20 protein-coding genes are annotated in these 21,961 nt (G+C 62.6%); 13 read left to right on the top strand and 7 right to left on the bottom strand.

The window, feature by feature from the left end:
- Window positions 1-77: 77 nt before the first annotated feature.
- From dsbD to JL811_RS15140, 13 genes are all read left to right on the top strand, one after another.
- The gene (dsbD, locus tag JL811_RS15200) at window positions 78-1,919 is read left to right on the top strand and encodes a protein-disulfide reductase DsbD (RefSeq protein WP_202689568.1); all 1,842 of its coding nucleotides are present in this window, start codon (window positions 78-80) and stop codon (window positions 1,917-1,919) included.
- Window positions 1,919-2,722 (top strand): TlpA disulfide reductase family protein, encoded by an 804-nt coding sequence (locus tag JL811_RS15195; RefSeq protein ID WP_202689567.1) that lies wholly within the window; start codon window positions 1,919-1,921, stop codon window positions 2,720-2,722. Before dsbD ends, JL811_RS15195 begins: the two co-directional genes overlap by 1 nt.
- Window positions 2,722-3,474: a L,D-transpeptidase gene (locus JL811_RS15190; protein ID WP_202689566.1), complete on the top strand. Its 753-nt coding sequence runs from the start codon at window positions 2,722-2,724 to the stop codon at window positions 3,472-3,474. Before JL811_RS15195 ends, JL811_RS15190 begins: the two co-directional genes overlap by 1 nt.
- Window positions 3,471-4,103: a DsbA family protein gene (locus JL811_RS15185; protein ID WP_202689565.1), complete on the top strand. Its 633-nt coding sequence runs from the start codon at window positions 3,471-3,473 to the stop codon at window positions 4,101-4,103. Before JL811_RS15190 ends, JL811_RS15185 begins: the two co-directional genes overlap by 4 nt.
- Window positions 4,104-4,143: 40 nt before the next feature.
- Window positions 4,144-4,575 carry an OsmC family protein gene (locus JL811_RS15180; RefSeq protein WP_202689564.1) on the top strand — a complete coding sequence of 144 codons (432 nt, stop codon included), beginning with the start codon at window positions 4,144-4,146 and terminating at the stop codon, window positions 4,573-4,575.
- A 161-nt stretch (window positions 4,576-4,736) separates the two neighbouring features.
- Entirely contained in the window at window positions 4,737-6,281 is a 1,545-nt protein-coding gene (locus tag JL811_RS15175; protein WP_202689563.1) for a cbb3-type cytochrome c oxidase subunit I, read from the top strand.
- Complete coding sequence (locus JL811_RS15170; protein ID WP_202689562.1) at window positions 6,278-6,898, top strand: cbb3-type cytochrome c oxidase subunit II; 621 nt, start codon at window positions 6,278-6,280, stop codon at window positions 6,896-6,898. The genes JL811_RS15175 and JL811_RS15170 overlap by 4 nt, the downstream gene beginning before the upstream one ends.
- On the top strand, window positions 6,895-8,145 hold the full coding sequence (locus tag JL811_RS15165; protein WP_202689561.1) for a c-type cytochrome: 1,251 nt from the start codon (window positions 6,895-6,897) through the stop codon (window positions 8,143-8,145). Before JL811_RS15170 ends, JL811_RS15165 begins: the two co-directional genes overlap by 4 nt.
- The gene (locus JL811_RS15160) at window positions 8,135-9,181 is read left to right on the top strand and encodes a c-type cytochrome (RefSeq protein ID WP_202689560.1); all 1,047 of its coding nucleotides are present in this window, start codon (window positions 8,135-8,137) and stop codon (window positions 9,179-9,181) included. The genes JL811_RS15165 and JL811_RS15160 overlap by 11 nt, the downstream gene beginning before the upstream one ends.
- The gene (locus tag JL811_RS15155) at window positions 9,178-11,337 is read left to right on the top strand and encodes a heavy metal translocating P-type ATPase (RefSeq protein WP_202689559.1); all 2,160 of its coding nucleotides are present in this window, start codon (window positions 9,178-9,180) and stop codon (window positions 11,335-11,337) included. The genes JL811_RS15160 and JL811_RS15155 overlap by 4 nt, the downstream gene beginning before the upstream one ends.
- 90 nt (window positions 11,338-11,427) lie before the next feature.
- Window positions 11,428-11,991, top strand: a complete 564-nt coding sequence (locus JL811_RS15150; protein ID WP_202689558.1) for a L,D-transpeptidase — start codon at window positions 11,428-11,430, stop codon at window positions 11,989-11,991.
- A 259-nt stretch (window positions 11,992-12,250) separates the two neighbouring features.
- A complete protein-coding gene (locus JL811_RS15145; protein WP_202689557.1) occupies window positions 12,251-13,591 on the top strand; it encodes a c-type cytochrome in 1,341 nt (446 codons plus the stop codon).
- Window positions 13,588-14,490 carry a c-type cytochrome gene (locus tag JL811_RS15140; protein WP_202689556.1) on the top strand — a complete coding sequence of 301 codons (903 nt, stop codon included), beginning with the start codon at window positions 13,588-13,590 and terminating at the stop codon, window positions 14,488-14,490. Before JL811_RS15145 ends, JL811_RS15140 begins: the two co-directional genes overlap by 4 nt.
- A 58-nt stretch (window positions 14,491-14,548) precedes the next feature.
- Here the strand turns inward: JL811_RS15140 and JL811_RS15135 are convergent, their stop codons facing one another.
- From JL811_RS15135 to JL811_RS15105, 7 genes are all read right to left on the bottom strand, one after another.
- Complete coding sequence (locus JL811_RS15135) at window positions 14,549-15,913, bottom strand: sensor histidine kinase (protein WP_202689555.1); 1,365 nt, start codon at window positions 15,911-15,913, stop codon at window positions 14,549-14,551.
- A complete protein-coding gene (locus tag JL811_RS15130) occupies window positions 15,910-16,590 on the bottom strand; it encodes a response regulator (protein ID WP_202689554.1) in 681 nt (226 codons plus the stop codon). The genes JL811_RS15135 and JL811_RS15130 overlap by 4 nt, the downstream gene beginning before the upstream one ends.
- Before the next feature lie 748 nt (window positions 16,591-17,338).
- Window positions 17,339-18,676 carry a DUF6883 domain-containing protein gene (locus JL811_RS15125; RefSeq protein ID WP_202689553.1) on the bottom strand — a complete coding sequence of 446 codons (1,338 nt, stop codon included), beginning with the start codon at window positions 18,674-18,676 and terminating at the stop codon, window positions 17,339-17,341.
- A 205-nt stretch (window positions 18,677-18,881) separates the two neighbouring features.
- Window positions 18,882-19,934, bottom strand: coding sequence for a hypothetical protein (locus JL811_RS15120; RefSeq protein ID WP_202689552.1), 1,053 nt, complete (start codon window positions 19,932-19,934; stop codon window positions 18,882-18,884).
- Window positions 19,931-20,941 (bottom strand): hypothetical protein, encoded by a 1,011-nt coding sequence (locus JL811_RS15115; RefSeq protein WP_202689551.1) that lies wholly within the window; start codon window positions 20,939-20,941, stop codon window positions 19,931-19,933. Before JL811_RS15115 ends, JL811_RS15120 begins: the two co-directional genes overlap by 4 nt.
- 107 nt (window positions 20,942-21,048) lie before the next feature.
- The gene (locus JL811_RS15110; protein WP_202689550.1) at window positions 21,049-21,276 is read right to left on the bottom strand and encodes a hypothetical protein; all 228 of its coding nucleotides are present in this window, start codon (window positions 21,274-21,276) and stop codon (window positions 21,049-21,051) included.
- 23 nt (window positions 21,277-21,299) lie between these two features.
- The gene (locus JL811_RS15105) at window positions 21,300-21,881 is read right to left on the bottom strand and encodes an N-acetylmuramoyl-L-alanine amidase (RefSeq protein WP_202689549.1); all 582 of its coding nucleotides are present in this window, start codon (window positions 21,879-21,881) and stop codon (window positions 21,300-21,302) included.
- Between the last annotated feature and the right edge of the window lie 80 nt (window positions 21,882-21,961).

The following is a 21,961-nucleotide window of genomic DNA, read 5'->3' as shown; positions in this document are numbered from 1 at the left end:
ATGCTCTCGCATTCGTGTCCGGTCATGGGGGACATCGCTTAAGGCCTGGTTAAGCCAACTTTTCCAAGTCAGCGCCCATGAAACACAATCCTTCCCTTCCTTCTTGCGCTGCGCTGCTTCTGGCGCTTCTCGTGTTCTGGTTCCCGGCACATGCGCAGACCTTCACCTTCGGGGGCGGCGGAAGCCGGCCCCTCGACCCTGAGGATGCCTTCATCATCGAAGTGCTGTCGGTCAGTGATGGCCGGGCAAGCATCGGCTGGCGTATTGCCGAGGGCTACTACCTTTACCGCGATCAGATCGCCGCCCATACCGCCGATGGCGCGGCCCTTGCGGTCGAGACATCTGCGGGCCGGATCAAGGACGATCCGGGCTTTGGCCGGGTGGAGGTCTATTACGGCAATGCCTCAATCCTGTTGCCCAGTGCGGGTGGCGAGGTGCGTATCACCTGGCAGGGCTGTCAGGAGGATGGGATCTGCTATGCGCCGGTCACCAGCAGCCTGAGCCTGCCGGAACTAGCGGCGGGGACAGCGCCGGGCGGTTCCGCAATAGAAGATCCCGCGCGGGCAACAGGCTCGGGCGAGATTGCGGAACAGGCGCCGACCCCCGCACCGCAGATGGAACTGGCAAAGGGTGAGGGCATGCTGGCGGGCCTTGCCAAGCGCGGTGGCACAGGACTGGTTCTGCTGGCATTCCTTGGTTTCGGACTCGCGCTGGCGCTGACACCTTGCGTCTTTCCGACGGTGCCGATCGTTGCGGGGATGCTGGCCCGTCAGGGTGAACGGCTGACGCCCGCGCGTGGGGCACTGCTGTCCGGGGTCTATGTGCTGGCCATGGCAACGGCCTTCGCGGGGCTTGGGGCGGTGGCGGGTTGGTCAGGGCAGAACCTGCAAATGGCGTTGCAATCGGCCTGGGCGGTCGGCTCGGTAGCCCTGTTGTTCGGTCTGTTGGCGCTGTCCAGCTTCGGGCTCTTCGACCTGACGTTACCTGCGGGGTTGACCGCGCGATTGCACGGCGCGGGCCGGAGAGGCTCGATCGCCGGGGCGGCGGCGCTTGGTTTCACCTCGGCACTGATCGTCGGGCCTTGCGTGACCGCGCCTTTGGCGGGGGCTTTCCTTTATATTGCGCAGACCGGGGATGTCGCGCTGGGCGCGGCGGCACTGTTCATGCTGGGTCTGGGGCAGGGGGCGCCGCTGATCGTTGCTGGAACGTTTGGCTCGGGTGTCCTGCCGAGGGCGGGGGCCTGGATGGAAGCTGTGCGGCGGGTCTTCGGTTTTGTCTTCCTCGGCCTCGCGATCTGGCTGGCCGCGCGCATTCTGCCCGGGCCGCTGGTTCTGGCGCTGTGGTCGGTGCTGCTGGTGGGGATGGCGGTATTTCTCGGCGTGCTTGACCGGCTGGAGGCGGGGGCGAGCGGGCTCATGCGCCTGCTGCGCAGCGGCGGCATTGCTGCCTTGATCGCTGCCGTCCTGCTGGCGATCGGCGCAGCCCTTGGCGGGCAGGATCCGCTCCGCCCGCTGGCGCCCCTGGTGGCGCGCGGGCCGGTGGGCGCGGCTGACATTGTTGCCTTTGCGCCGGTTTCCAGCTCGGCCGATTTGGCTGCGGCATTGTCGAACGGCCCGGCTGAACCCGCGATGATCTATGTCACCGCCGACTGGTGTGTGACCTGCAAGGGGATCGAGCGCAGCGTCCTGCCCGACCAACAGGTTCAGGCCGCGCTTGGCGGGATGCGGCTTCTCAAGGCCGATGTGACGCAGCTTGACGAGGCGGGGCAGGCCTTGCTGCGTGATCTGGGCGCGGCCGGGCCGCCGACGATGATCTTTCTGGACACGGCGCTGCGTGAACCCCCAGGCACGCGCCGGATCGGCACTGTCGGGCCCGACGACATCCTCCGCTCCGTGGCGCTGGCAAAGGCGGTGAAGTGATGGGAGGGTTTGCGCTCGGGCCTTTCGTGCTCTCCGCCGACCGCGCGCCGGTTCTGCTGGCGCTCTTGATCCTGCTGGGGGCCAGCGGCATCATCGCCCGCAAGCGGGGGCCTGCCATTGCCAACTGGGCCAGTGCGGCGGCTTTGATGGCCGGGCTGTCGGCACGGTTGGGGTTCGTTCTCCAGCATCTTGAAAGCTTCAGGGCCGATCCGCTTTCAATCCTTGCCTTCTGGCAGGGCGGGTTTAGCCCGCTCTGGGGCGCCGCAGGTTTCGCGGCGGTGTCGGTCTGGTATCTGGGGCGCCGGACCGATCTGATCCTGCCGGCGCTGACGTCGGTGGTTTTCGCGTTCATCGGCTGGAATGTGGCGCAGCAACTGGCGCGGGGCATGGATGTTGCGCCGCTTGGGGATATGCAGCTTGCCACGCTGTCCGGCGATCTGGTGACGCCTGCCGACTGGCAGGGGCGGCCCATGGTGATCAACCTCTGGGCAAGCTGGTGCCCGCCCTGTCGGCGCGAGATGCCGATGATGGCCGGCGTGGCGGCGGGCCTGACCGATGTGGACATGCATTTCGTCAATCAGGGCGAGGGGGCAGAGGCCGTCCGCCGCTATCTCTCGCGCGAGGGCATTGTGATCGCGCCGGTCATGGATCCGGGCTCGCAGATGATGCGGCATTTTTCGGCCATGGGCCTGCCCGCAACCCTGTTCATCGACGCGCAGGGAAAGCTGCGCGCCGCCCATATGGGCGAGATCTCTCATGCGCATCTGACGGCCGGGATCCGCGATCTGAAGGAAAACGACTGATGATGACACAGTTTCGCCGTCACGCGGCACACCGTCTGGCCCTTGTTTTTGCACTGGCTGGATGCGCCGTTCCCGATCAACCACTGTCCCCCGCCGAACCCGTTCTGGAACCCGGGATCGCGGCACATTACGCAGCCTTGACCGATGGCGAGATCGACGTCCCGTCGGTGCCCGCGAAATACCTCAGCGAGCGCAACATCCGGCGCGAGGTGGATTACTGGACGGATGAGAGGCCCGGCACCGTTATCGTCGATCCCTGGCAGCGGTTTCTCTATTATATTCTGCCCGAAAATCGCGCGATCCGTTATGGCGTGGCAGTGGGCGACGAGGGGCGCGCATTCTCCGGAACGGCGCATATCCCCTATAGCCGTGACTGGCCGTCCTGGCGGCCGACCGACAACATGATCCGCGAATTTCCCGATCAATACGGCCCGCTGCGCGATGGTATGGCGGGCGGGCTGAACAATCCGCTCGGCGCCCGGGCACTCTATCTGCACAGGGGAAACCGCGACACCTTTTACCGAATCCATGGCACTTCTGACATGGGGTCGATCGGTAATGCGACCTCGGCGGGCTGCATCCGCATGTTTCATCAGGATGTGATCGAACTCGAGGGGTTGATGCGGTCCGGCGCGCGGGTGGTCGTTCTGACCGAGGCCGAAAGCGGCAAGGGCACCGTGCTGCCCGGAGCGCCGATCCCCTCTAACATTCCCCCTACTGCAACCATTCCCCCAGAAGGAGGACAGCCATGACCCAGAGTCCACCCTTGACCCGCAGAAACCTGATCGGATCCGCCATGGGCACCGGCCTGTTGTTGGTCGCGGGGCCGGGCTGCGCCCAGGATGCAGAGGCGGAGGCGTTCCGGCGCGAACTGACCCACGACCCCGATCAGCCGGTGCTTGGCAACCCCGAAGGCGATGTCACGCTGGTCGAATTCTATGATTATCAATGCCCATTCTGTCGCAAGGGACATCCGGCGCTGCTCGACATGGTGCGGACGGACGGCAGCATCCGTCTCGTGATGAAGGACTGGCCGATCTTCGGCGAGGCTTCGGTTCACGGGCTGCGGCTGGGCCTCGGGGCTGTGGGTCTTGGTCAGTATGAGGCCGCGCATGACACGCTGATGCAGATCGAGGGCAGACGGATCGCGCCGGAGGTGATGGACGAGGCTGTCCGCGCGGCGGGCGTCGAACCGGCCGCCGCCCTCGCGAGTTTTGCGCGTGAGGAAGCGCGCTGGATGGGTCTTGTCTCGCGCAACGACGCGCAGGCCCGCGCGATTGGCCTTCAGGGAACACCGGCCTATCTGGTTGGTTGGACCCTGATGCCCGGTGCCTATGAGATCGACGTCATCCGCGATGTGATCGCCAAAGAGCGCGACTGACGATACCTGCGGACACAAGGCAAATCATGAGGGCACTTCCATGACCGACATCCACAATAAGCTCTGTCTTAGCTGGACCGGGGGAAAAACCGGCGCGGGGCGGATCACCTCCCGCCATATCGGCGGTGACCTTGCCATGCCTGCCGGGCATGGCGGGACCGGCCAAGGGCTGGACCCGAAGAGCCTTCTTGCTGCTTCGGCTGCGGAATGTCTGATCCTGAACCTCGTTGCCATCCTTGAGGCTTCGGGTGTGGAACACGGGCCGATTTCCATCGAGACCGTGGCGCAGGGCAGCGGTGGTGCGGGCATCGCAATCGACCACCACCTGACACTTTCGCTTTCTGCGGATGGTGTGGAAAATGACAGGGTCGGGCGGCTGATCGAGAAGGCCGAGGCGTCTTGCAACATCGGGAATCTTCTTAAATCCGCAGGGGTACCGATCACTCTGACTCATTCCACAGCCCGAATCTGAATGGTTTTTCATATCCACGCGGAGCGAACTGCCGAATGACTTAAGTTTGGCTTAAGCTGCACCTCCGACATGGATTTACGCACGAGATTCGCGTGGATCCGAACCGGCCGTTCCCGACCGAGACCCGGACCCACCGGGACGCACGGGGAGGGCGATCCGCAATGCCGATCACAATGGGGCTTTTGCTGGCCCTGAGCTTTGTAGTTTCGCTATTGGCATTGGGCTTCCTGATCTGGGCCATCGCCACGAAACAATTCGCCATGGACCGCGCTCATGCGGCGACCGTGTTTGGCAAGCAAGGTGCCGACGGGCCGGATACCGACGGGACACATCTTTTCGACACGACCGGGATCGACAGGATTTCCGCCCGGCCGGTGAAACTTCTGATCCTTGGGGCGATCTTCTGGCTGATCGTCGGCTCGACCTTCGGCGTGATCGCCTCGCTGAAACTGCATTGGCCCGACTGGCTGAACCAGGCGGCACCGCTGACCTTTGGCCGGATGCGGGCGCTGCATCTGAACCTTGTCGCCTATGGCTGGCTGTCGCAGATCGGCATCGCCTGCATGTTCTGGATCCTGCCGCGGATCTTCCGTACGCCCCTGCGCGCGCCGAAGCTGCCGGTGATCGGCTTCTGGCTGTGGAACGTCGCGCTGCTGCTGGGCGCGGGGGCCTTCGCCCATGGCTGGACCGATGGCGAGGAATGGCTGGAATTCCCCTGGCAGCTCGACATGCTCCTGGTGCTGGCAGGCGTGTTCTTCGTGGTGCCGCTGGTCAAGACCGCCCGGGCGCGCGAGGTCGACCATATCTATGTCACCGGCTGGTATTTCCTTGCGGCGATGGTCTGGTTCCCCTGCCTCTTCTTCATCGCCAATATCCCCGGCATCCATTACGGGGTCGAGGAAGCCACGGTGAACTGGTGGTTCGCCCATAACGTCCTGGGCCTGTGGCTGACGCCTCTGGGCGTGGGGACGGCCTATTACTTCATTCCGAAAATCATCGGCAAACCGATCTATTCCTATTCGCTCTCGCTGATCGGGTTCTGGGGGCTTGCGCTGTTTTACAGCCAGGTCGGGATCCACCATCTGATCGGCGGTCCGGTGCCGACCTGGGTCGTCACGCTTTCGGTCGTGCATTCGGTGATGATGTTCATCCCGGTGATCGCGGTGGCGGTGAACCAGCATGTCACGGTTGCGCGCAACACCTGGGCCTTGCGCGAGTCACTGCCCCTGCGCTTCATCGCCTTTGGCGCGGTGATGTATACGCTGGCCTCCTTCCAGGGCTCGATCGAGGCATTGCGCTCGGTCAATACCATCACCCATTTCACCCATTACACCGTGGGCCATGCGCATCTGGGGGCCTATGCCTTTGTCTCGATCGTCATGTTCGGGGCGGCCTATCACATCATGCCGCGCCTTGTGGGGCGTGACTTTGCCCGCCCCGGGCTGATCCGGCTGCATTTCTGGCTCGTGGTCATAGGCTTCGCGATCTACTTCTTCTCGCTTTCCATCGGCGGGGTTCTGCAGGGGCTGGCCATGCTGGATGCCACCCGCAGCTTTGCCGAAAGCGTGATCCTGACCAAACCCTATCTTGAGGCGCGTTCGGTCGGCGGCACCATGATGACGCTGGGCCATATCGTCTTTGCAATCAATGTCATCGGCATCCTGCGCAAGCCGCGTGCCGCAGAAACCCCGGTGGCCGCAGAATGAACCGCTATCTTCCTCTTGTCGTCGTCGCCCTTGGTATCCTGGCCTTTGCCACGCTGATGCTGGTGATCGCGCCGGGCATCCAGATGGCGCAGCGCTCTGTGCCCGAGGGGCTGCGCCCCTATTCCGAACAGGAACAACGTGGCCGCGATCAATATGTCAGTCTTGGCTGTGTCTATTGCCACAGCCAGCAGCCGCGCGCCCCCGAACAGGCGCCGGATGGTGAACGCGGCTGGGGCCGGCCCTCGGTTGCGGGCGACTATGTCTATGACCGGCCGCATCAGCTGGGCACCATGCGCACCGGGCCGGACATCCTGAATGTCGGCGCGCGCCTGCCTTCGGAAAGTTGGCACCTGACGCATCTCTATCAGCCGCGTGCGATCTTCGACTGGTCGATCATGCCCGCCTATCCCTATCTGTTCGAGGAGAAACCCGAAGCCGCGCCCGGCGATACGGTTGTGGTTCTGCCCGAGGGCTTTGGCCCCGCAAGCGGCGTGGTCATAGCCCGCCCCGAGGCGCTGGACCTGACCGCCTATCTGCTGTCGCTCGACCGGACCTATCCGGTGCCGGAGGATGCGCTGCGCGATGACGGCTATGCCCGCAAGGAGGACGGATTGTGAGCAAGCCCCGCAAGCATGATTCCAGCAAGATAACGCGCCCACCCGAAAGCTATGAACCCTGGGAGAGCCATAACCGCATTCCGCTGCCGGTGATCTGGATCGCTTTGGCGCTTGGGATCTGGGGCACGGCGATGCTGTTCGAGGACCAGACCAGCTATACTGTGGCGCAAAGCGCGCGCGAGGCGGGTGAGGTCATGGCCCATGACGCCCCCGAAGGCGGCGAGGCGCTGTTTCTGGCCAATTGCTCGACCTGCCATCAGCCCAATGGTGCGGGCGTGCGGCTTGCGGTGCCACCGCTGGAAGGGTCCGAATTCGCCAAGGCCGGGCCGGAAGTGGTGGCCCGGATCATGCTGCGTGGCATTGACGGGCCGATCCGGGTCAAGGGCTTCACCTATGACGGCCATATGCCCAGCTTTGCCGCCGCGCTGAGCGACAGCGAAATCGCCGAGGTCGCCGGATTCGTCGCGGCCCGCTTTGGCGGCAATGCGGCAGAACTCGCGCCGGGCGCTGTCGCGGGTTTGCGCGGCGCGGCTGCCGGCAAAGACAGCTGGCAGGGCGGTGCAGAGCTTGCCACCCTTGTCGCCGATCTGCCGCCGCAACCCGCCATGCGCGCAGGTTCCGAGGCGGATATCGATCCGGCGATCTCGGATCTGATCTTTGCCGGAAAGGGCGATGTCTGGGCCTGTACCAGCTGCCATGGCGGGCTGGGTCAGGGGGTGGAAAACACACCGCGCCTTGCGGGTCTCTCGGGGGGCTATCTGGCCGGGCAATTGCGCGATTTCCGCGATGGGGCGCGTTATAACGAGCATATGGCCTTTGTCGCCAAAGGCCTGAGTGATCCCGAGATCGACGGCCTTGCCCGCTATTATGCAGGGCTACGGGTGGCCTCGACCGCCGCGCCGTCGCTGGGGGGCGATCTGGCGCGGGGCGAGGAAATCGCGCTGCACGGCGACTGGCCCAGGGGCATCCCGGCCTGTTTCAGCTGCCACGGCCCTTCGGGCTTTGGGGTCGCGCCCGACTTCCCGGCGCTTGCCGCGCAGCAGCCCGCCTATATCGCCAGCCAGCTGGCCGCCTGGGCGGGCGGGCATCGCAACAATTCACCGCTGGGCCTGATGGACCAGATCTCTGCCGCCATGTCGGAAGGCGACCGTCGTGCCGTGGCCGACTATCTCGCAACGCTGCCGGCGGTTCCCGCCGTCGGCCCGGACGCAATCGCACAGCTGGAGGGTTCCGACGATGGCCAATGACCATAAAGACGCGGTCGAAAAGGGCCGCAGCGCCAAACGGGTCATCTTTGCCGCGGGCGGCGGGCTGGCGCTGGTGGCGCTTGGCGCGCTGGTGCTGGAGGCGGGCTGGGTTCCGACCTGGATTAGCGGCCGTGTCGCCGATACAGCGGATGCCGAGAGCATCTATTTCCAGCCCCCGACAGATGCGGAAATCCCCGAGGGCAAGTTTGGTGATGCGATCAAACGCGGCCGCGACATCTTCATGAACACCTCGACCAATGCCGGGGATTATGTCGGCAACGGGCTGTCCTGTTCCAACTGCCACCTTGATGGCGGGCGGCAGCCGCTGTCTGCGCCGATGTGGGCGGCCTGGACGCGCTATCCGATGTATCGCAAGAAAAATGACCAGATCAACACGATGGAAGATCGTGTGATGGGGTGTTTCACCTTCTCGATGAATGCGCAGCATTCGGTTGCAGGAGGCCCGCCGCCGCATGGCAGCGACATCTACCGCGATCTGGAAAGCTATATGTATTGGCTGGCGACCGGCGCGCCGGTGAACGAAAAGCTTGACGGCACCGGCTTTGGCAAGGTCGAAAAGACCGAGCTGGGCTATTCGCCCGAGCGCGGGGCCGAGGTATTCACCGCCAATTGTGCGGTGTGTCACGGGGCCGATGGGCAGGGGCAGAAAGACGCCAATGGCCGCATCGTCTTTCCGGCACTTTGGGGGCCAGGCAGCTATAACTGGGGCGCGGGCATGGCGCGGATCGACACCGCCGCCGCTTTCATCAAGAACAATATGCCGCTGTCGCAACCCGGAAAGTTGAGCGATCAGGAGGCATGGGATGTGGCGGCCTTTATCAACAGCCATGAACGCCCCAGGGATGCGCGGCAGGGTGATGCCAGCATCGAGGAGACCCGCCTGCGCTTCCATGACGGCGATCAGATCTATTACGGCAAAGAGCTGAACGGCGTGTTGATGGGCGTCGGCACGCCCGATCCGGAACGGCCCATCGGCGCGCCCGAACTGCCGATCGGGCCGACGCCGCTGGAATGACGCGCCAGCTTTTCGGCATCGAGGGTCTGGCCTGCGCCGGTTGCGCGCGCGGGCTGGAGCGGCGGCTGGCCGCACTGCCTGGCGTCCGCTCGGCGGGTGTGCATTACCTGACCGCTTCGGCGCTGATCGACTGGGACGGGACGCAGACCACGCCGGAGGCCCTGGCCGCCGCGACGGCGGTGGCGGGTTACCGGATGGTGCCACGCCACCGGCCCGAAGAGATTTCCGCCGCAATGGGACGCGAGATCCACCGGCTGGGCATCCGTCTTGCCGTGGCCGTGTTTGCGGGCATGTGGTCGATGGTGCCCGCGCTGGTGATCTATTTCACTGACCTGCCGCCGGGCACGGCTTGGGCGCTGGCCCTGACCTCGGGGATTTTCGCGGTGCCGGTGGTGTTCTGGGCCGGGTTGGGCATCCTGTGGATGGCATGGCGCTCGATCCGGTTGCGGGCGCCGGGGATGGATCTGCTGATCTCGCTGGGGGCGCTTGCGGCCTTTGTGGCGTCGCTCTGGTCGCTGGCGCAGGGGCGGGCCGAGGTGTGGTTCGACACGGCCACGATGCTTATCACGCTGCTCTTGTTCGGGCGGCTGGTCGATACCGCGACCCGGCGCGGCGCGGTGGATGCCCTGCGGGCCATGGAAGAAGCCTCGCCCGAGGTCGCGCTTGTCGAGGAGGCCGGTCGATGGATTGCGCGCCCCTGCGCCGGGATCGCGCCCGGCACCCCGATTGCGGTCGAGGCGGGGGCGCCGGTCAGCATGGACGGGGTGGTGCGCAGGGGCGAAAGCCGGATCAACCGCGCGGTGCTGACCGGAGAGAGCGCTTTGGTTCCGGTCGGGGTGGGGATGCGCGTCGAGGCCGGTGCGCTGAATCTGGGCCGCCGGCTGATCCTGTCAACCGATCGTGCCTTTGGCGACCGCGATATAGACCGGATGGGCGGGGCCATCGCGCTGGAGATCGCCCGGCGCGGCACCCGGGCGAATCCGGCAGAGATCTGGGCCGCGCGGCTTTCGCTGGCCATTCCGGCGCTGGCGGTTCTGACGGTGGCATTGGCGCTGGCTCTTGGTCTGGGGGCAGAGACGGCGCTGTTGCGGGGGCTGACGTTGCTGGTTGCGGTCTGCCCCTGTGCCTTGTCGATTGCCCTGCCGTTGGCACAGATGCGGGCGGCGGCGATGGGGGCGAGCGTGGGTTTGCGGCTGCGTGATCCGGATGCCTTTGCCACCCTGGCGCATCTGCGCAGCATCGTGTTCGACAAGACCGGCACCCTGACCACCGGCCGGTTGCGTGTGGCCGAGGTCCAGCCAGTGGCGGGCATGACACCGGCCGGGCTACTGATGCTTGCGGCACGGGCCGAAACGGGGATCAGTCACCCGATCGCCCGCGCCATCCTTGCCGCGCATGGCGGCGAGGTTGGTCCCGGTGGTCAGCGCCTGCCGCGCGGCGCCGAGGCGCTGGATGAAGCGGGCCGGAGGATCGCCATCGGCACCGCGCCACAGCACGACCCCTTGGGGCGCAGTTGGCTGACCGTCTCGCGCGAGGGCGAGGAGGTTGGGCGTATTGCGCTGGAAGACAGCCCTGATCCGGCGGCGGCGGATCTGTTGCGCGGTTTGCGGGCCGAGGGGATCGATCTGCAGATGGCGACGGGTGACGGCGTTTCGGCAGCGATGGCCTTGGCCGCGCGGCTGGGGCTGCCTGCGGCGGCAGTGTCATCCGGTTGCACGCCTTTGGGAAAGGCCGAACTCTTGCGCAGCCTGCCCGGCCCGGTAGCCTTTGTGGGCGATGGGGTGAATGACGGCCCGGCTCTGGCGGCGGCCGATTGCGGGATCTCGGTCGAGGGCGCGCATTCGGCGGCGGCCCAGACGGCGGCGCTGGTGGTGACGGCGGGCGGGCTTTCACAGGTGGGCGTTGCGATCCGGCTGTCGCGGCGCATGGTGCGGATCGCACGGCAGAACCTGTGGCTCGCGCTGGCCTATAATGCGCTGATGATCCCGGCGGCGGCGCTTGGGCTGATCGGCCCGGCACTGGCCGCGGCCGCGATGCTTGCAAGCTCGGTTTCGGTGGTGCTGAACTCGCAACGGTTCGCGCGGATATCCACGCGCCGTGCGGGAGCGGATCCTCACACCCCCGTGACGTGCCGCCCGGGGATCGTGATCGGCTGACCCCGTGGCTTAAGGCCCGTTTAAGCCCTGCGGGGCAATCCGTTCGGACAAGGCGGCACACAGGCCGTCACGCCGAAAAGGAGGCTCAGGATGGGCAGAAACCTCTCACGTCGTCAGGCTTTCGGGGCCGGCATTGCCGGGCTGGTGACACTTTGCGCACCGGCGGTCCTGCGCGCGCAGGCCATAGGGCCCAGGAACAATGCCTCGGGCTTTCGGATGCAGGACTGGCGCGCGCATTTCGACAGTCTGGGCAAGGGGGCCATCGTTGCCGACCTGAATTCGCGTGCCTTGCATTGGTGGTCGGCAGACGGAAGCGATTATCGTCTTTTCCCGACCTCGGTCCCGATCAGTGACGAATTGACCAAACGGGGCTATACGGAGGTCGTGCGCAAACGCGTCGGCCCCGACTGGACACCCACGGCGGACATGCGCAGGCGCGACCCGGACCTGCCGTCCCATATGCCGCCTGGGCCGGACAATCCGCTTGGCACGCATGCGATGTATCTGGGCTGGCCCGCCTATCTGATCCACGGCACCCATGACACGCGCAAGATCGGGCGGCCGTCCTCGTCGGGCTGCGTTGGCCTTTACAATGAACATGTGGCCGAACTGTTCGCGGTGGTTCAGGTCGGCACCCGGGTGCGCCTGCTCTGACGGGCTTCAGCCCCGTTTAAGGTAGAGGGCGCACAAACGGCCATCATCCGGTCATTGGGCAGATTTCGCTTTGCTGGAGGTGGCCGGAATTAATGAGTGAACAGCGAAAAGCTGCGGCGGGGCATTCTGAATGCCTCGCCTGTGTATCTTAATAACCATATGATATTAAATAATAATATCTTTAATAATTGACGCAGATCAACTTCGGCACCGCCTCTTTCGGGTAATTCTTCTCCTCGTCCAGAGAGACGAGGAAGACATGAGAATCGCCATATATGCCCTGCTGGCCGGTGCCTCGGCGCTTGCTGTCGGATGGGGCACAGCCATTTCCAGCCAATGGTGGTTTGCGCCGAAGCTGACCACCGAAGTTGACGCCTCCGACCCAGATCTGATCGCGCGCGGAGAGTATCTTGCGCGGGCCGGGGATTGTGTCGCCTGCCATACCGCTCCGGGGGGCGCGCCCTTTGCTGGGGGCCTTGGGTTGCAGACGCCGATGGGCACGATCTATGCCACGAATATCACGCCCGACCCGGAGACCGGGATCGGCAGCTATGATTACGGCGACTTCGAGCGCGCCGTGCGGCAAGGCGTGCGGCCCGATGGTGCGCATCTTTATCCCGCGATGCCCTATGCCTCTTACCGGGTGGTAAGCGACGAGGACATGCAGGCGCTTTATGCGTGGTTCAGGTCCTCGGTCGAGCCGGTGCGCAAGGAGAACCAGCCGACGACCATTCCCTGGCCCGCCAGCCTGCGCTGGCCGCTGGCGTGGTGGAACATGCTGTTCTCACAGCCCCGCGATTTCACTCCGCCCGAGGGCGGCGATCCGGTGATTGCACGCGGTGCCTATCTGGTCGAGGGGCTGGCCCATTGCGGGGCGTGCCACACGCCGAGGGGCCTTGCCTATGAGGAAAAGGCGCTGTCCGAGGATGCCGGGGGCAGCTTCCTGTCCGGTTCGGTGCTGGAGGGCTGGTATGCCAAGAACCTGCGCAATGAGGATACCGGGCTTGTCACCTGGTCGGAGGAAGAGCTTGCCACCTTCCTGAAAACCGCGCGCAATGACAGAACCGCCGCCTTCGGGTCGATGTCGGATGTGGTCGAACATTCGCTGCAATATCTGACCGATGACGATCTGACCGCCATCGCGCGCTATCTGAAATCGCTGAAGCCCCGGGCTGGGCGCGAGCAATGGGTGCCGCAAGAAGACGTGACCACAGCGGCGCTGCGGGCGGGGGACTTTTCGGCCCCGGGCGCGCTGACCTATGTGGAACATTGCACCGCCTGTCACCGGCTGGACGGGATGGGCGCGCCAGAGGTCTATCCGGCGCTGAAGGGCAATTCGATGGTTTTCGCCGATGATCCGTCGTCGCTCATTCAGGTCACGATGGCCGGTGGACGGATGCCCGACACGCCTGCGCATCCGATGGCCTTCACCATGCCTGGCTTTGCCCATCTGACCAATGCCGATCTGGCCGAGCTGATGACCTTCATCCGCAATTCATGGGGCAACCACGCAAGTTCGGTGGCCGAGGCCGACATCGCCCGGATGCGGCATGAGATCGCAAACAAACCCACCCATTACGCTCCGGAGGCAGGGCAATGAAAAAGACGCTTCTCTTGGCAGGCGCGGCAATTGTCGCCATCGGCGCTGGCGCGGCATGGATTGCGACACGTCCTGCGATGGATGCCCCCGCACCGACGGGCATCGCCATTCTGGATGCGGATAAGATCGAGGTCGGGCGCTATGTCCTGCCGCCGGACAAGGACATCCTGAGCCAGCCGAATGCGGATGAGATCCTCTATGGCAAGCGGTTGCTGGCGGATACCAAGCGGCTTTTGCCCGACCATGTCGGCGCGCAGATGAACTGCAACTCCTGCCACATGCTCGACGGCAAGATCGATGCGGCGAATGGCTATATCAATACCGCGAATTTCTATCCCCGTGTCATGCCGCGCGCGGCGAGAGAGGTCGATCTGACAGGCCGCATCAATGGCTGCTTCCAGCGCTCGATGAACGGCACGCCGCTGCCGAAGGATGGGGCCGAGATGAAGGCGATGATCGCCTATATGGAATGGCTGCGTCAGGGCGTGGACAAGGAGGACAGGGTTGACGTTGTCAACGCCGGGGTGATCGACGAAAGCTTGATCCCCGATCCGGTCAATGGTCAGGCGGTCTATGCCGCGAAATGCGCCGCCTGCCATGGCGCGAATGGTGATGGCACTTTCGACCAGTTCGGCGACGTGATCTTTCCGCCGCTCTGGGGTGAGGGCAGTTTCAACATCGGCGCGGGCATGGCGCGGACCTACAAGGCGGCGCAATTCGTGAAATGGGCAATGCCGCCCGCGATGCACCTGACCGGGCAACTGGGGCAGGGCGGTGTTCTGAGCGATCAGGAGGCGGTGGATGTGTCGGAATACTTCACCCATATGCCGCGCCCCGACTTCGCGCCCAAGGTGAATGACTGGCCGAACGGCAACAAGCCCAAGGATGCCCGTTACTGAGGCGGGCCAATAGACCCCGGCCGGGTGTTTCCGCGTTCCCTTTGGGCCCGGCCGGGGCTCAGGCGGTGGCGGGCAGCAGCAGTTCTGCCAACTCGCCACCGCCATCACGTGGCGACAATCGCAACTCGCCCCCCATGCGCGCCATGACAGCCGCGACGATGGCAAGGCCCAGGCCGCTGCCGTGGCCCGAGGTGTCGGCGCGCCCGCGCCAGAAACGTTCGGTCACATGCGGGCGATCCGCGTCGGCAATGCCGGGGCCACGGTCCAGAACCGAGAAACGCATGCGGCCGTCCTGCCCGTCCAGCCGAGCCTCGACCCTCGCGCCTGCGGGTGAGGCGAGGATTGCGTTTTCCATCAGATTGCGCAGCGCCGGGGCCAACAGGGCGGCCTGCGTTGTGCGCCAGGGAACTGAACTGGCGTCCAGCACCAGTGCCACCCCGCGCGCGTCCGCAAGGCCGGCAAGCCCCTCGGCCACATCGGCCAGAATCCGGGCGCCCTCCTGTGCGGCCAGATCGCAGGCCACGACCGGATTTTCGGCCGCTGTCATGTCCAGAAGCTGGCGGACCATGCGGTCGGTCCTGTCCACGCCCCCGGTGATCTGCGCCAGAGCGCGGGCGCGGGTGGCCTCGTCCGGCGCGATCTGCGCGATCTGCGCCTGGGTTTTCAGGCCTGCGAGTGGCGTCTTCAACTCATGCGCGGCAAAGGCGGTGAAGCTGCGCTCACGCTCGCGCGCCGCATCGACCCGGCGGAACAGGCCGTTCAGCGCGCCGATCATCGGTTGCAGTTCGGTGGCGGTATTGCGGTCATCAAGCGCCGAAAGATCCGTAGCCGGTCGCGCGGCCAGCGTGCAGGCGAGGCTGTCGAGCGGTTGCAGGCCGCGCCGCACCGCCAGCCAGATCAGCCCGGCCAGCAGGGGAAGGATCAGAAGCGCCGGGGCCAGCAGGCCAAGGACCACATCGCCCACCAGCCGGTCGCGGACCGACTTCGCATCGCCAACCATGACCCGGATGCCCATATCCTCGTCGACATGGCTGTAGACACGCCAGACCTCGCCTTCGACCTCGCGTTCGGAAAAGCCCTCTACCCCGTCGGCAAGGCGTGTGCCTGGCGCGCCATCGGATTCGCTTTTCAGCTGGCCGTCGAAGCCCCAGACCTGACAGATCAGCTGTCGCGCGAAGTCATGGCTGCCGGTGTCGGGCAGGGCGGGGGCGGCATCGACCAGTGCTGCCGCATCGTCGGGAACGATGCCGCCGTTCCGACCGATCAGCGAAGCCACCATCCGAGCGGATTCCTGCAAGCGCCGGTCCAGCACATGGCTGACTTCCATGCGGGTAGAATACTGGATCCAGATCACGGCAGACAGCCAGACCGCCCCCGTCGCCGCAAGCAGGATTGCGAACAGCCTTGTGCGTATCGAGTTCATGGATCCCTTCCCTCCCGCACTGGATTGGCAAGTCGGTAGCCCGCACCGCGCAGCGTTTCGATGAAGGCGGCGCCAAGTTTCGCGCGCAGCTTGTGGACATGGACCTCGACCGTATTGCTTTCGACCTCTTCCTGCCAGCCATAGAGCCGGTCTTCGAGGAAGCTCTTGGCAAGGATTGCCCCGGGGCGTTCCATCAGGGCTTGTAGGATGGTGAATTCGCGGTTGGAAAATTCGACCTCGCGGCCACCCATCTCGCCGCGCATCCGCGCCGGATCGAGGCAAAGGCCGTTCCAATGCAGCAGGTTTTCCGCTCGGCCCTGACGGCGGCGAAGAATCGCGCGTAGCCTGGCCGCAAGCTCGGTCAACTCGAATGGCTTGCCGAGATAATCGTCGGCGCCGGCATCCAGCCCCGCGACCCGGTCCCCGGTTCGGTCGCGCGCGGTCAGAACCAGGACTGGGGAGCTGTCGCCTGAACCGCGCATTTCTCGCAGCAGATCCAATCCGGAGCCATCGGGAAGCATCAGATCCAACACCACGGCTTCGAAAGTACCCGACGACAATGCAGCCCGCGCATCGGCCAGCGAGCAGACGGCATCGGGCGAGAAACCGGCGAGCCTGAGCCCGACGGCGAGGCCATCGCGGAGCATCTCGTCATCCTCGACGATCAGAAGCCTCATGTCCGTTCTCCAGCCATAGTTTGCGGGCCGAACTTTCATTCTTTCCTTAAACCAAGCTTAAGCCAAAGTCGCTGCCGCAGGCAGAACCGGCGGCATAGCCCGTATGGGTCCCGTCTCAATCTGGCCAGATCAGCGAGCGGTGCAACTGTGCCCCAGCCCAGGCATCATCTGCGGCGAGAGAGACCGAATGCGGAGTGCGGACGTTGGCGTCCAGCAGAGCGGTGTAACGGCTCATGGTCGGTGGTAGCCTATATCCTGCTCTTGGTCTCATATCGGGGCGGGGGATGGTCCACGCTGAGAGATGGGGCAGGAGCCGCTCTGAGGCATTGAGGACAACAAAGTGAGTTGTCGAGAAAGAGTCCCATGATACTGTGCTGTTACGACAAGTTTGTGGGGGTGCGGCCGATGCTACGCTGCACTACGAAGCAACCCACTGGACGTCGCTAGCGCCGACTGCTCAAGGATGGCCCGATATGCCGAGAGAAGTCGCAATTTGAGATGGTTGCCTGCCCCCGCAACCAAAATTACCACGCTAGATCAACAGCTTAAGAGCCGTCCGCACGGGCGGCTTTTTGCGTTCCCAACCGCAGGTCAACAATAGGTCAACAAACGGACGAATTCCGCGTGCGAAAACAGTGGGATAGTAGTCGGGCAGGATCAGAAACGGACAAAAACCGCAGCCGACACAGTTCAACAGGGCTGGGATGCTGAGTGCCCGGTTCTGCAGTTGATCTGCCTCGATCGGCCTTTAAGTCTTGAACAGCTGTATGTTTGCATCGACGCCGTTGAGCTGAAGAACCGCTGCTACTGTTCTTGCCCAAGTGCTTGCTCGCTCGAGCGACTGGCTTTGTATCGGGCTCAAGGTAACTACACCACCGTACCCATCAGTCTCCCCAACACCTGTCTGCCGTAACCATCGCGCGAAGCCCCGCCGGGCATCAAAAACTCTCACCAGCGCGGTTCCGCACTCTCCTTCTGCAACAGGACCTACCCCGGACAGAAACATGGGAGTTGGAACATGATTGTTTGCAGCATCCTGTCCGGCAAGATTCGCCAAGCTCCAAAGGTTTGACCATTCCACTTTTGTCCTGGGTCCGGGAGGTAGAATTGGTGGATCGCCTGGCTCGACCGCGCCTAAGCGATCCTGCCCAGGAAATGCTGTAGACAGGGAAGGCATTGCACCAGGGACCATATTCCATCCGGTTTCAATTGCTACCGTCGTTCCCGTTCTATTGCGGACTCGCATCAAGACGTTGAATCGCGCAGCAATGCCGGTCTCCCACTCGATAATCTTTACGTCTTCTGGCCTTGCCATCAGAAGGCCGAAGTAGAATTGACCAGCGAGATAACGCCAATCCTCGGGATCAATACCCAAGAAATCGATCAAGAAAGTGGCCTTCGAACCGCCCTTTGGGTGCGTTCGATCCAACAAGTACTTCGTGAACTTGCCCTCTGGCAGCAGCGCCTGCAGGATATCAGTCGGCGTGCCGATGGCCTTGAAGTCAAAGCTAGTGCGGGAATCATTCTGTAGAATGACATTGCTAATCTCGTCCAGTACTCTCAGTTCGACGCTGAGGGTCTGCTTGCGCTTGACTGCAGTTGCAGCCTGCTGTCCTCTAAGCGAGGCCATAGCCGACGGCCTGGCAGGCCCGTGTAGCGCCAGCCATCCATAGGGCTGCCAAACAGAACCAGCGGGCTTGAAGTCCTCCGAGCCATCGAGGGGCCAATCCTGATCGCCTTCGAAGCTGAGTTCCTGGATGACTGCACCGTTTGAAATCGCTGCAGCATAGATTAACAAGTCAAAGAAGCCCCGGCGATGGACGGGATTCCCGGGGTCAATCTGAAAAGCGCCCACGTATCCAGGTATTGACCTTAGGTGATTGTCGATTGCATCGCGTAGGTCGTCGTCGAGAGAGGATAGAGTTATGCACTCGGCGGTATGAATTCGAAAGACCTCCAAACCCGCTTCGTGATCCACGCTTGACCACCCAAGTTTCAAGGAATCCAGCCACTCCCAAATGACATACTTGTAGATGTCATTGTCATGGGAGACTGTTCGGCCAGTGCCTCTTTCATATCCGTGCACGCCAGTTGTCCGCTCAGCGAATTCGGACAAAGTCGGTACTCCAACACGGAACTGTGCATGAGTGCGTCCGTTCACATCTGCACTGCCTAGTGCAAAGAGCACTTCTTTCGTAAAGAAGCTCAGCGCCGGGTCAGGTAACCCTGCAGCGCTACCGTCGAGCAGAAATCCGTATGCATGTTGGCTTGTAATTGATCCGATCCAACAATCAATGACCGCGCATCCGAAGGCTCACGGATCGACGGCCCAAATCTTCGAGCACATCACTAGCGATAAGATCACCGGGGATCTTCGAGAAAGGTTCTGTCGTTAGCTTCTGCGATACTAGTGCCCTTACAACTTCATTGCACACAGCGTTGCAGGCTGTGTCCTTATATCGGGGGACGGATCGCTCACCATTGGTTTCAAGCACTTTTGCAGCAATCAGAAAGAACAGCAAGCGACTGCCACGGATGGCTTGATAGCCCTTTCTGGTAGACTGGTTCATGAACACATGATAAAATATTGGGGGAAAATTGCGCCATTGCCGATCATGGAAATCAATATTCTCAAAGTTAGAAGACTGAATGCAGGAAATAAATTGTGAGAGATAATAGCGCGCTAAGTTCTTTCGCTTAGTATTTGCTCTGAGTGCCGCTTCGAGTATGGTGTCCAGGAATGCTATTGTGTTCTCTTGTTCTTCGATTTCTTCAACACTTGGTATTGGCCCCCCAATCTCTCCACCCCCATGGCGAATGTCCCGAAACGCCACCCAGTTAGAGGCCTCATCATCAACGGGAAATGCGCTGTGGCAAGTTCGGTCGACTTGATCAGCCTTCAGGGCGTTCTTTTCGATTGTAAAGCCAATTCCCTTGAAGCTTTCTTGCGCATAATAAACGCCAACAGCGGCAGGCCCGAAGAATGAACCTGACACGTCAAAAGGATGCAATCGACCTTCAGTGACATGCTGTACTATAGGTCGATCCTCAAGCTCGCCTCGAGCAATGGCTGCCTTAAAGAAAATCTGCTCAGAGAATAACGTCCATCGTACGGCTGCCACGAAGTCCACAAGTTCTGAAAAAGAGCCGCATTGTAGATAGACGCTATCAGCAAAGAAACGCACCTTTACGTCAGCTTGAATATTTTGGGCATGTTCTAGCAGAGTGTGAGAAAAAGTCTCGATCTTCAGCGGATACTGACTTGAGCTGATTTTTGCGCTGTCTTTCGTTCCAAGCAAATCAAGGAATACGATCCAAGATTCTTTCTCGCGCTGATTTGTCATTTCGCACCCAAGTATACTCGAGTTAAATAAATGGCGTCTGATGCTGCCAACTCGGCTGCGTGCAGCGGGGGATCGTCTCCGAAGCTTAAACCGAACTTCCGGCCACCGGAGCCACGGCTGTCAAGTCCGGTCAGCAGAGCATCGAGCTTGTTTCTTAACTTCGGATTAGTGCGAGCCTCCATGGAACGCTTTTGAACAACTAAGTGGCATATTCCTTGCGGCGCGTCCTCAAGGATACGAAGTAGCGGCCGCTCTGGGAGCTGGTTGCGATATGACGGATAGTTGAGGATCGTGCGCGCCATCTGTTCTCGCGAAATCTGTGCGCCAGAGATCACTCTCAGCATGAACTCGTCCCACAAGCGCACAAACGCATCGAGATGTGCTTCTGTTCCAAACTTGTCACTTTTTCTGGCCAAAGCCGAAAATGATACGTAAGGGGCGGTTTCTTCAGCTAGGTGACCAGCCTGATGTGCGAAGATCACCTTCTTCCGAAACAGCTCCTTTAGCGTTCCCGTGGGTCCAAGGGTGCCCTGAATGATCTTCGCAGGAAGATAGGAGTTGGCAAAGCTGATATCGAGAAGAAAGTCTGCAAGGTGGTTGGCGACAGTCTTAACTGTAGCTCCGGTGTGAGCGACGTCGACATCCAGAGGATGTGGCCCAAGGTATCCATCAGCCTTCTGCAGGTCGATCGCAACGAGCAACGGATTGTTGGTCACAACGGTCGGCAGGGTATCCCAACCATTGTCTGAGACAATGAAACGATAGCTTTGCCCACACGGTATTGGGAAACCTCGTGCCGCCGACCACTCAGAGAAGTCACGGTGTTGAGGGCTACCAAGAATTGGATGGATGCTCACGCCAGACAATCGAATGCCAGCTGTGACGGCGAGATTCTTCTTTGCCGATAGAAGCCTTAACTCCCAGAGTTTCTGGATGACTGGAATAGGGAAATTCGTTACGTTGTTCTGACCTACAGCTGCCAGTAGTATCCGCGCTCCAGTACTCAAGACTCACCCTTCCAACGCTGTGAACCCTCATCTTGTTTCAGCGGCAGTTGTTTTTCAATTTGTTTCTTGGTGTTGAGGGTCGCTCACGAGTGCTTTCTCTTCCTATGCTAAGCCCGTTCCCGCACCACATACCCCGCCACGAAGTTCACCGCCCCCTGCGCGAGCGCAAGTCCCCCGGCAACAAGGGACGCCCCGACTTCGCCACCGCAGGCTTCCGAAAGCCCCGGCAGCCAGGGCGCGATGATCGCGGCCACGATCGGGCCGAGAAGGCTCGTCCAGCCGACGGCGGCCATCTTGCGGGTGGGGCGAAGGTTGGGTTGGTTGATCAGGTTCATTTTGGTCTCTCCTGTGATGGGTTTCAGGCCCGGTTAATCCAGCTGCGCACGACGAAGCCCGGGCAGGCTTTGGCGGCGTGGTCGTTGTGACCGGTGATGCGGGTGATGGCGGTCTCGGCGCGGATGGCGTCGATCAGGCCCCGCAGGGCGCGATCCTGGGCTGTGGTGAAGTTCCGCTCGAAGGGATCGGTGGCGGATGATCCCGCGCCGCCGATCAGGCAGATGTGGATCACGCCGCGGTTGTGACCCTCGACCCCGGCGCCGATTTCGGTCTCGGCGCGGCCGGGCAGGATCGCACCGTCGCGATCGATCAGATGGTGGTAGCCGATCTTGCGCCAGCCGCGCTCTTCGCGGTGCCAGCGGTCGATCTCCTTGCGCTTGGCCGTGAGGGGCTGCCCGCGCATCCAGTCGGGGTGAGTGGCAGCGCAATGGATGACGATCTCGTCGACGGGGTAGCGGGCGCTGCCCTGGAAGATCATCGGCACCGGTGCTGCCGCGACCGTAGGAGACTTCAGGTTGCGGATGGAACCGCGTTCGGCTGCCACGGCCTTGAGGGCGTGTTGATTTTCACCCAGAACTGACCCGGGTAGGCGTGTAATTTTCATTGAGATTTGACCCATGTGACCCTTCTCCCGCGCGGTGAGCGACGGGGGGCAATGGAGTGATAAACATGGGACTATTGAAC

This window comes from Szabonella alba (assembly GCF_016765775.1).
GTDB lineage: Bacteria > Pseudomonadota > Alphaproteobacteria > Rhodobacterales > Rhodobacteraceae > Szabonella > Szabonella alba.
This window is presented reverse-complemented; position numbering and strand designations above follow the sequence as displayed.

What these genes read in the sequence shown, in the direction of transcription:
- dsbD (WP_202689568.1), top strand. Translation starts at nt 78, where the DNA reads ATGAAACACAATCCTTCCCTTCCTTCTTGCGCTGCGCTGCTTCTGGCG.
- JL811_RS15195 (WP_202689567.1), top strand. Translation starts at nt 1,919, where the DNA reads ATGGGAGGGTTTGCGCTCGGGCCTTTCGTGCTCTCCGCCGACCGCGCG.
- JL811_RS15190 (WP_202689566.1), top strand. Translation starts at nt 2,722, where the DNA reads ATGATGACACAGTTTCGCCGTCACGCGGCACACCGTCTGGCCCTTGTT.
- JL811_RS15185 (WP_202689565.1), top strand. Translation starts at nt 3,471, where the DNA reads ATGACCCAGAGTCCACCCTTGACCCGCAGAAACCTGATCGGATCCGCC.
- JL811_RS15180 (WP_202689564.1), top strand. Translation starts at nt 4,144, where the DNA reads ATGACCGACATCCACAATAAGCTCTGTCTTAGCTGGACCGGGGGAAAA.
- JL811_RS15175 (WP_202689563.1), top strand. Translation starts at nt 4,737, where the DNA reads ATGCCGATCACAATGGGGCTTTTGCTGGCCCTGAGCTTTGTAGTTTCG.
- JL811_RS15170 (WP_202689562.1), top strand. Translation starts at nt 6,278, where the DNA reads ATGAACCGCTATCTTCCTCTTGTCGTCGTCGCCCTTGGTATCCTGGCC.
- JL811_RS15160 (WP_202689560.1), top strand. Translation starts at nt 8,135, where the DNA reads ATGGCCAATGACCATAAAGACGCGGTCGAAAAGGGCCGCAGCGCCAAA.
- JL811_RS15155 (WP_202689559.1), top strand. Translation starts at nt 9,178, where the DNA reads ATGACGCGCCAGCTTTTCGGCATCGAGGGTCTGGCCTGCGCCGGTTGC.
- JL811_RS15150 (WP_202689558.1), top strand. Translation starts at nt 11,428, where the DNA reads ATGGGCAGAAACCTCTCACGTCGTCAGGCTTTCGGGGCCGGCATTGCC.
- JL811_RS15145 (WP_202689557.1), top strand. Translation starts at nt 12,251, where the DNA reads ATGAGAATCGCCATATATGCCCTGCTGGCCGGTGCCTCGGCGCTTGCT.
- JL811_RS15140 (WP_202689556.1), top strand. Translation starts at nt 13,588, where the DNA reads ATGAAAAAGACGCTTCTCTTGGCAGGCGCGGCAATTGTCGCCATCGGC.
- JL811_RS15135 (WP_202689555.1), bottom strand. Translation starts at nt 15,913, where the DNA reads ATGAACTCGATACGCACAAGGCTGTTCGCAATCCTGCTTGCGGCGACG.
- JL811_RS15130 (WP_202689554.1), bottom strand. Translation starts at nt 16,590, where the DNA reads ATGAGGCTTCTGATCGTCGAGGATGACGAGATGCTCCGCGATGGCCTC.
- JL811_RS15120 (WP_202689552.1), bottom strand. Translation starts at nt 19,934, where the DNA reads ATGACAAATCAGCGCGAGAAAGAATCTTGGATCGTATTCCTTGATTTG.
- JL811_RS15110 (WP_202689550.1), bottom strand. Translation starts at nt 21,276, where the DNA reads ATGAACCTGATCAACCAACCCAACCTTCGCCCCACCCGCAAGATGGCC.
- JL811_RS15105 (WP_202689549.1), bottom strand. Translation starts at nt 21,881, where the DNA reads ATGAAAATTACACGCCTACCCGGGTCAGTTCTGGGTGAAAATCAACAC.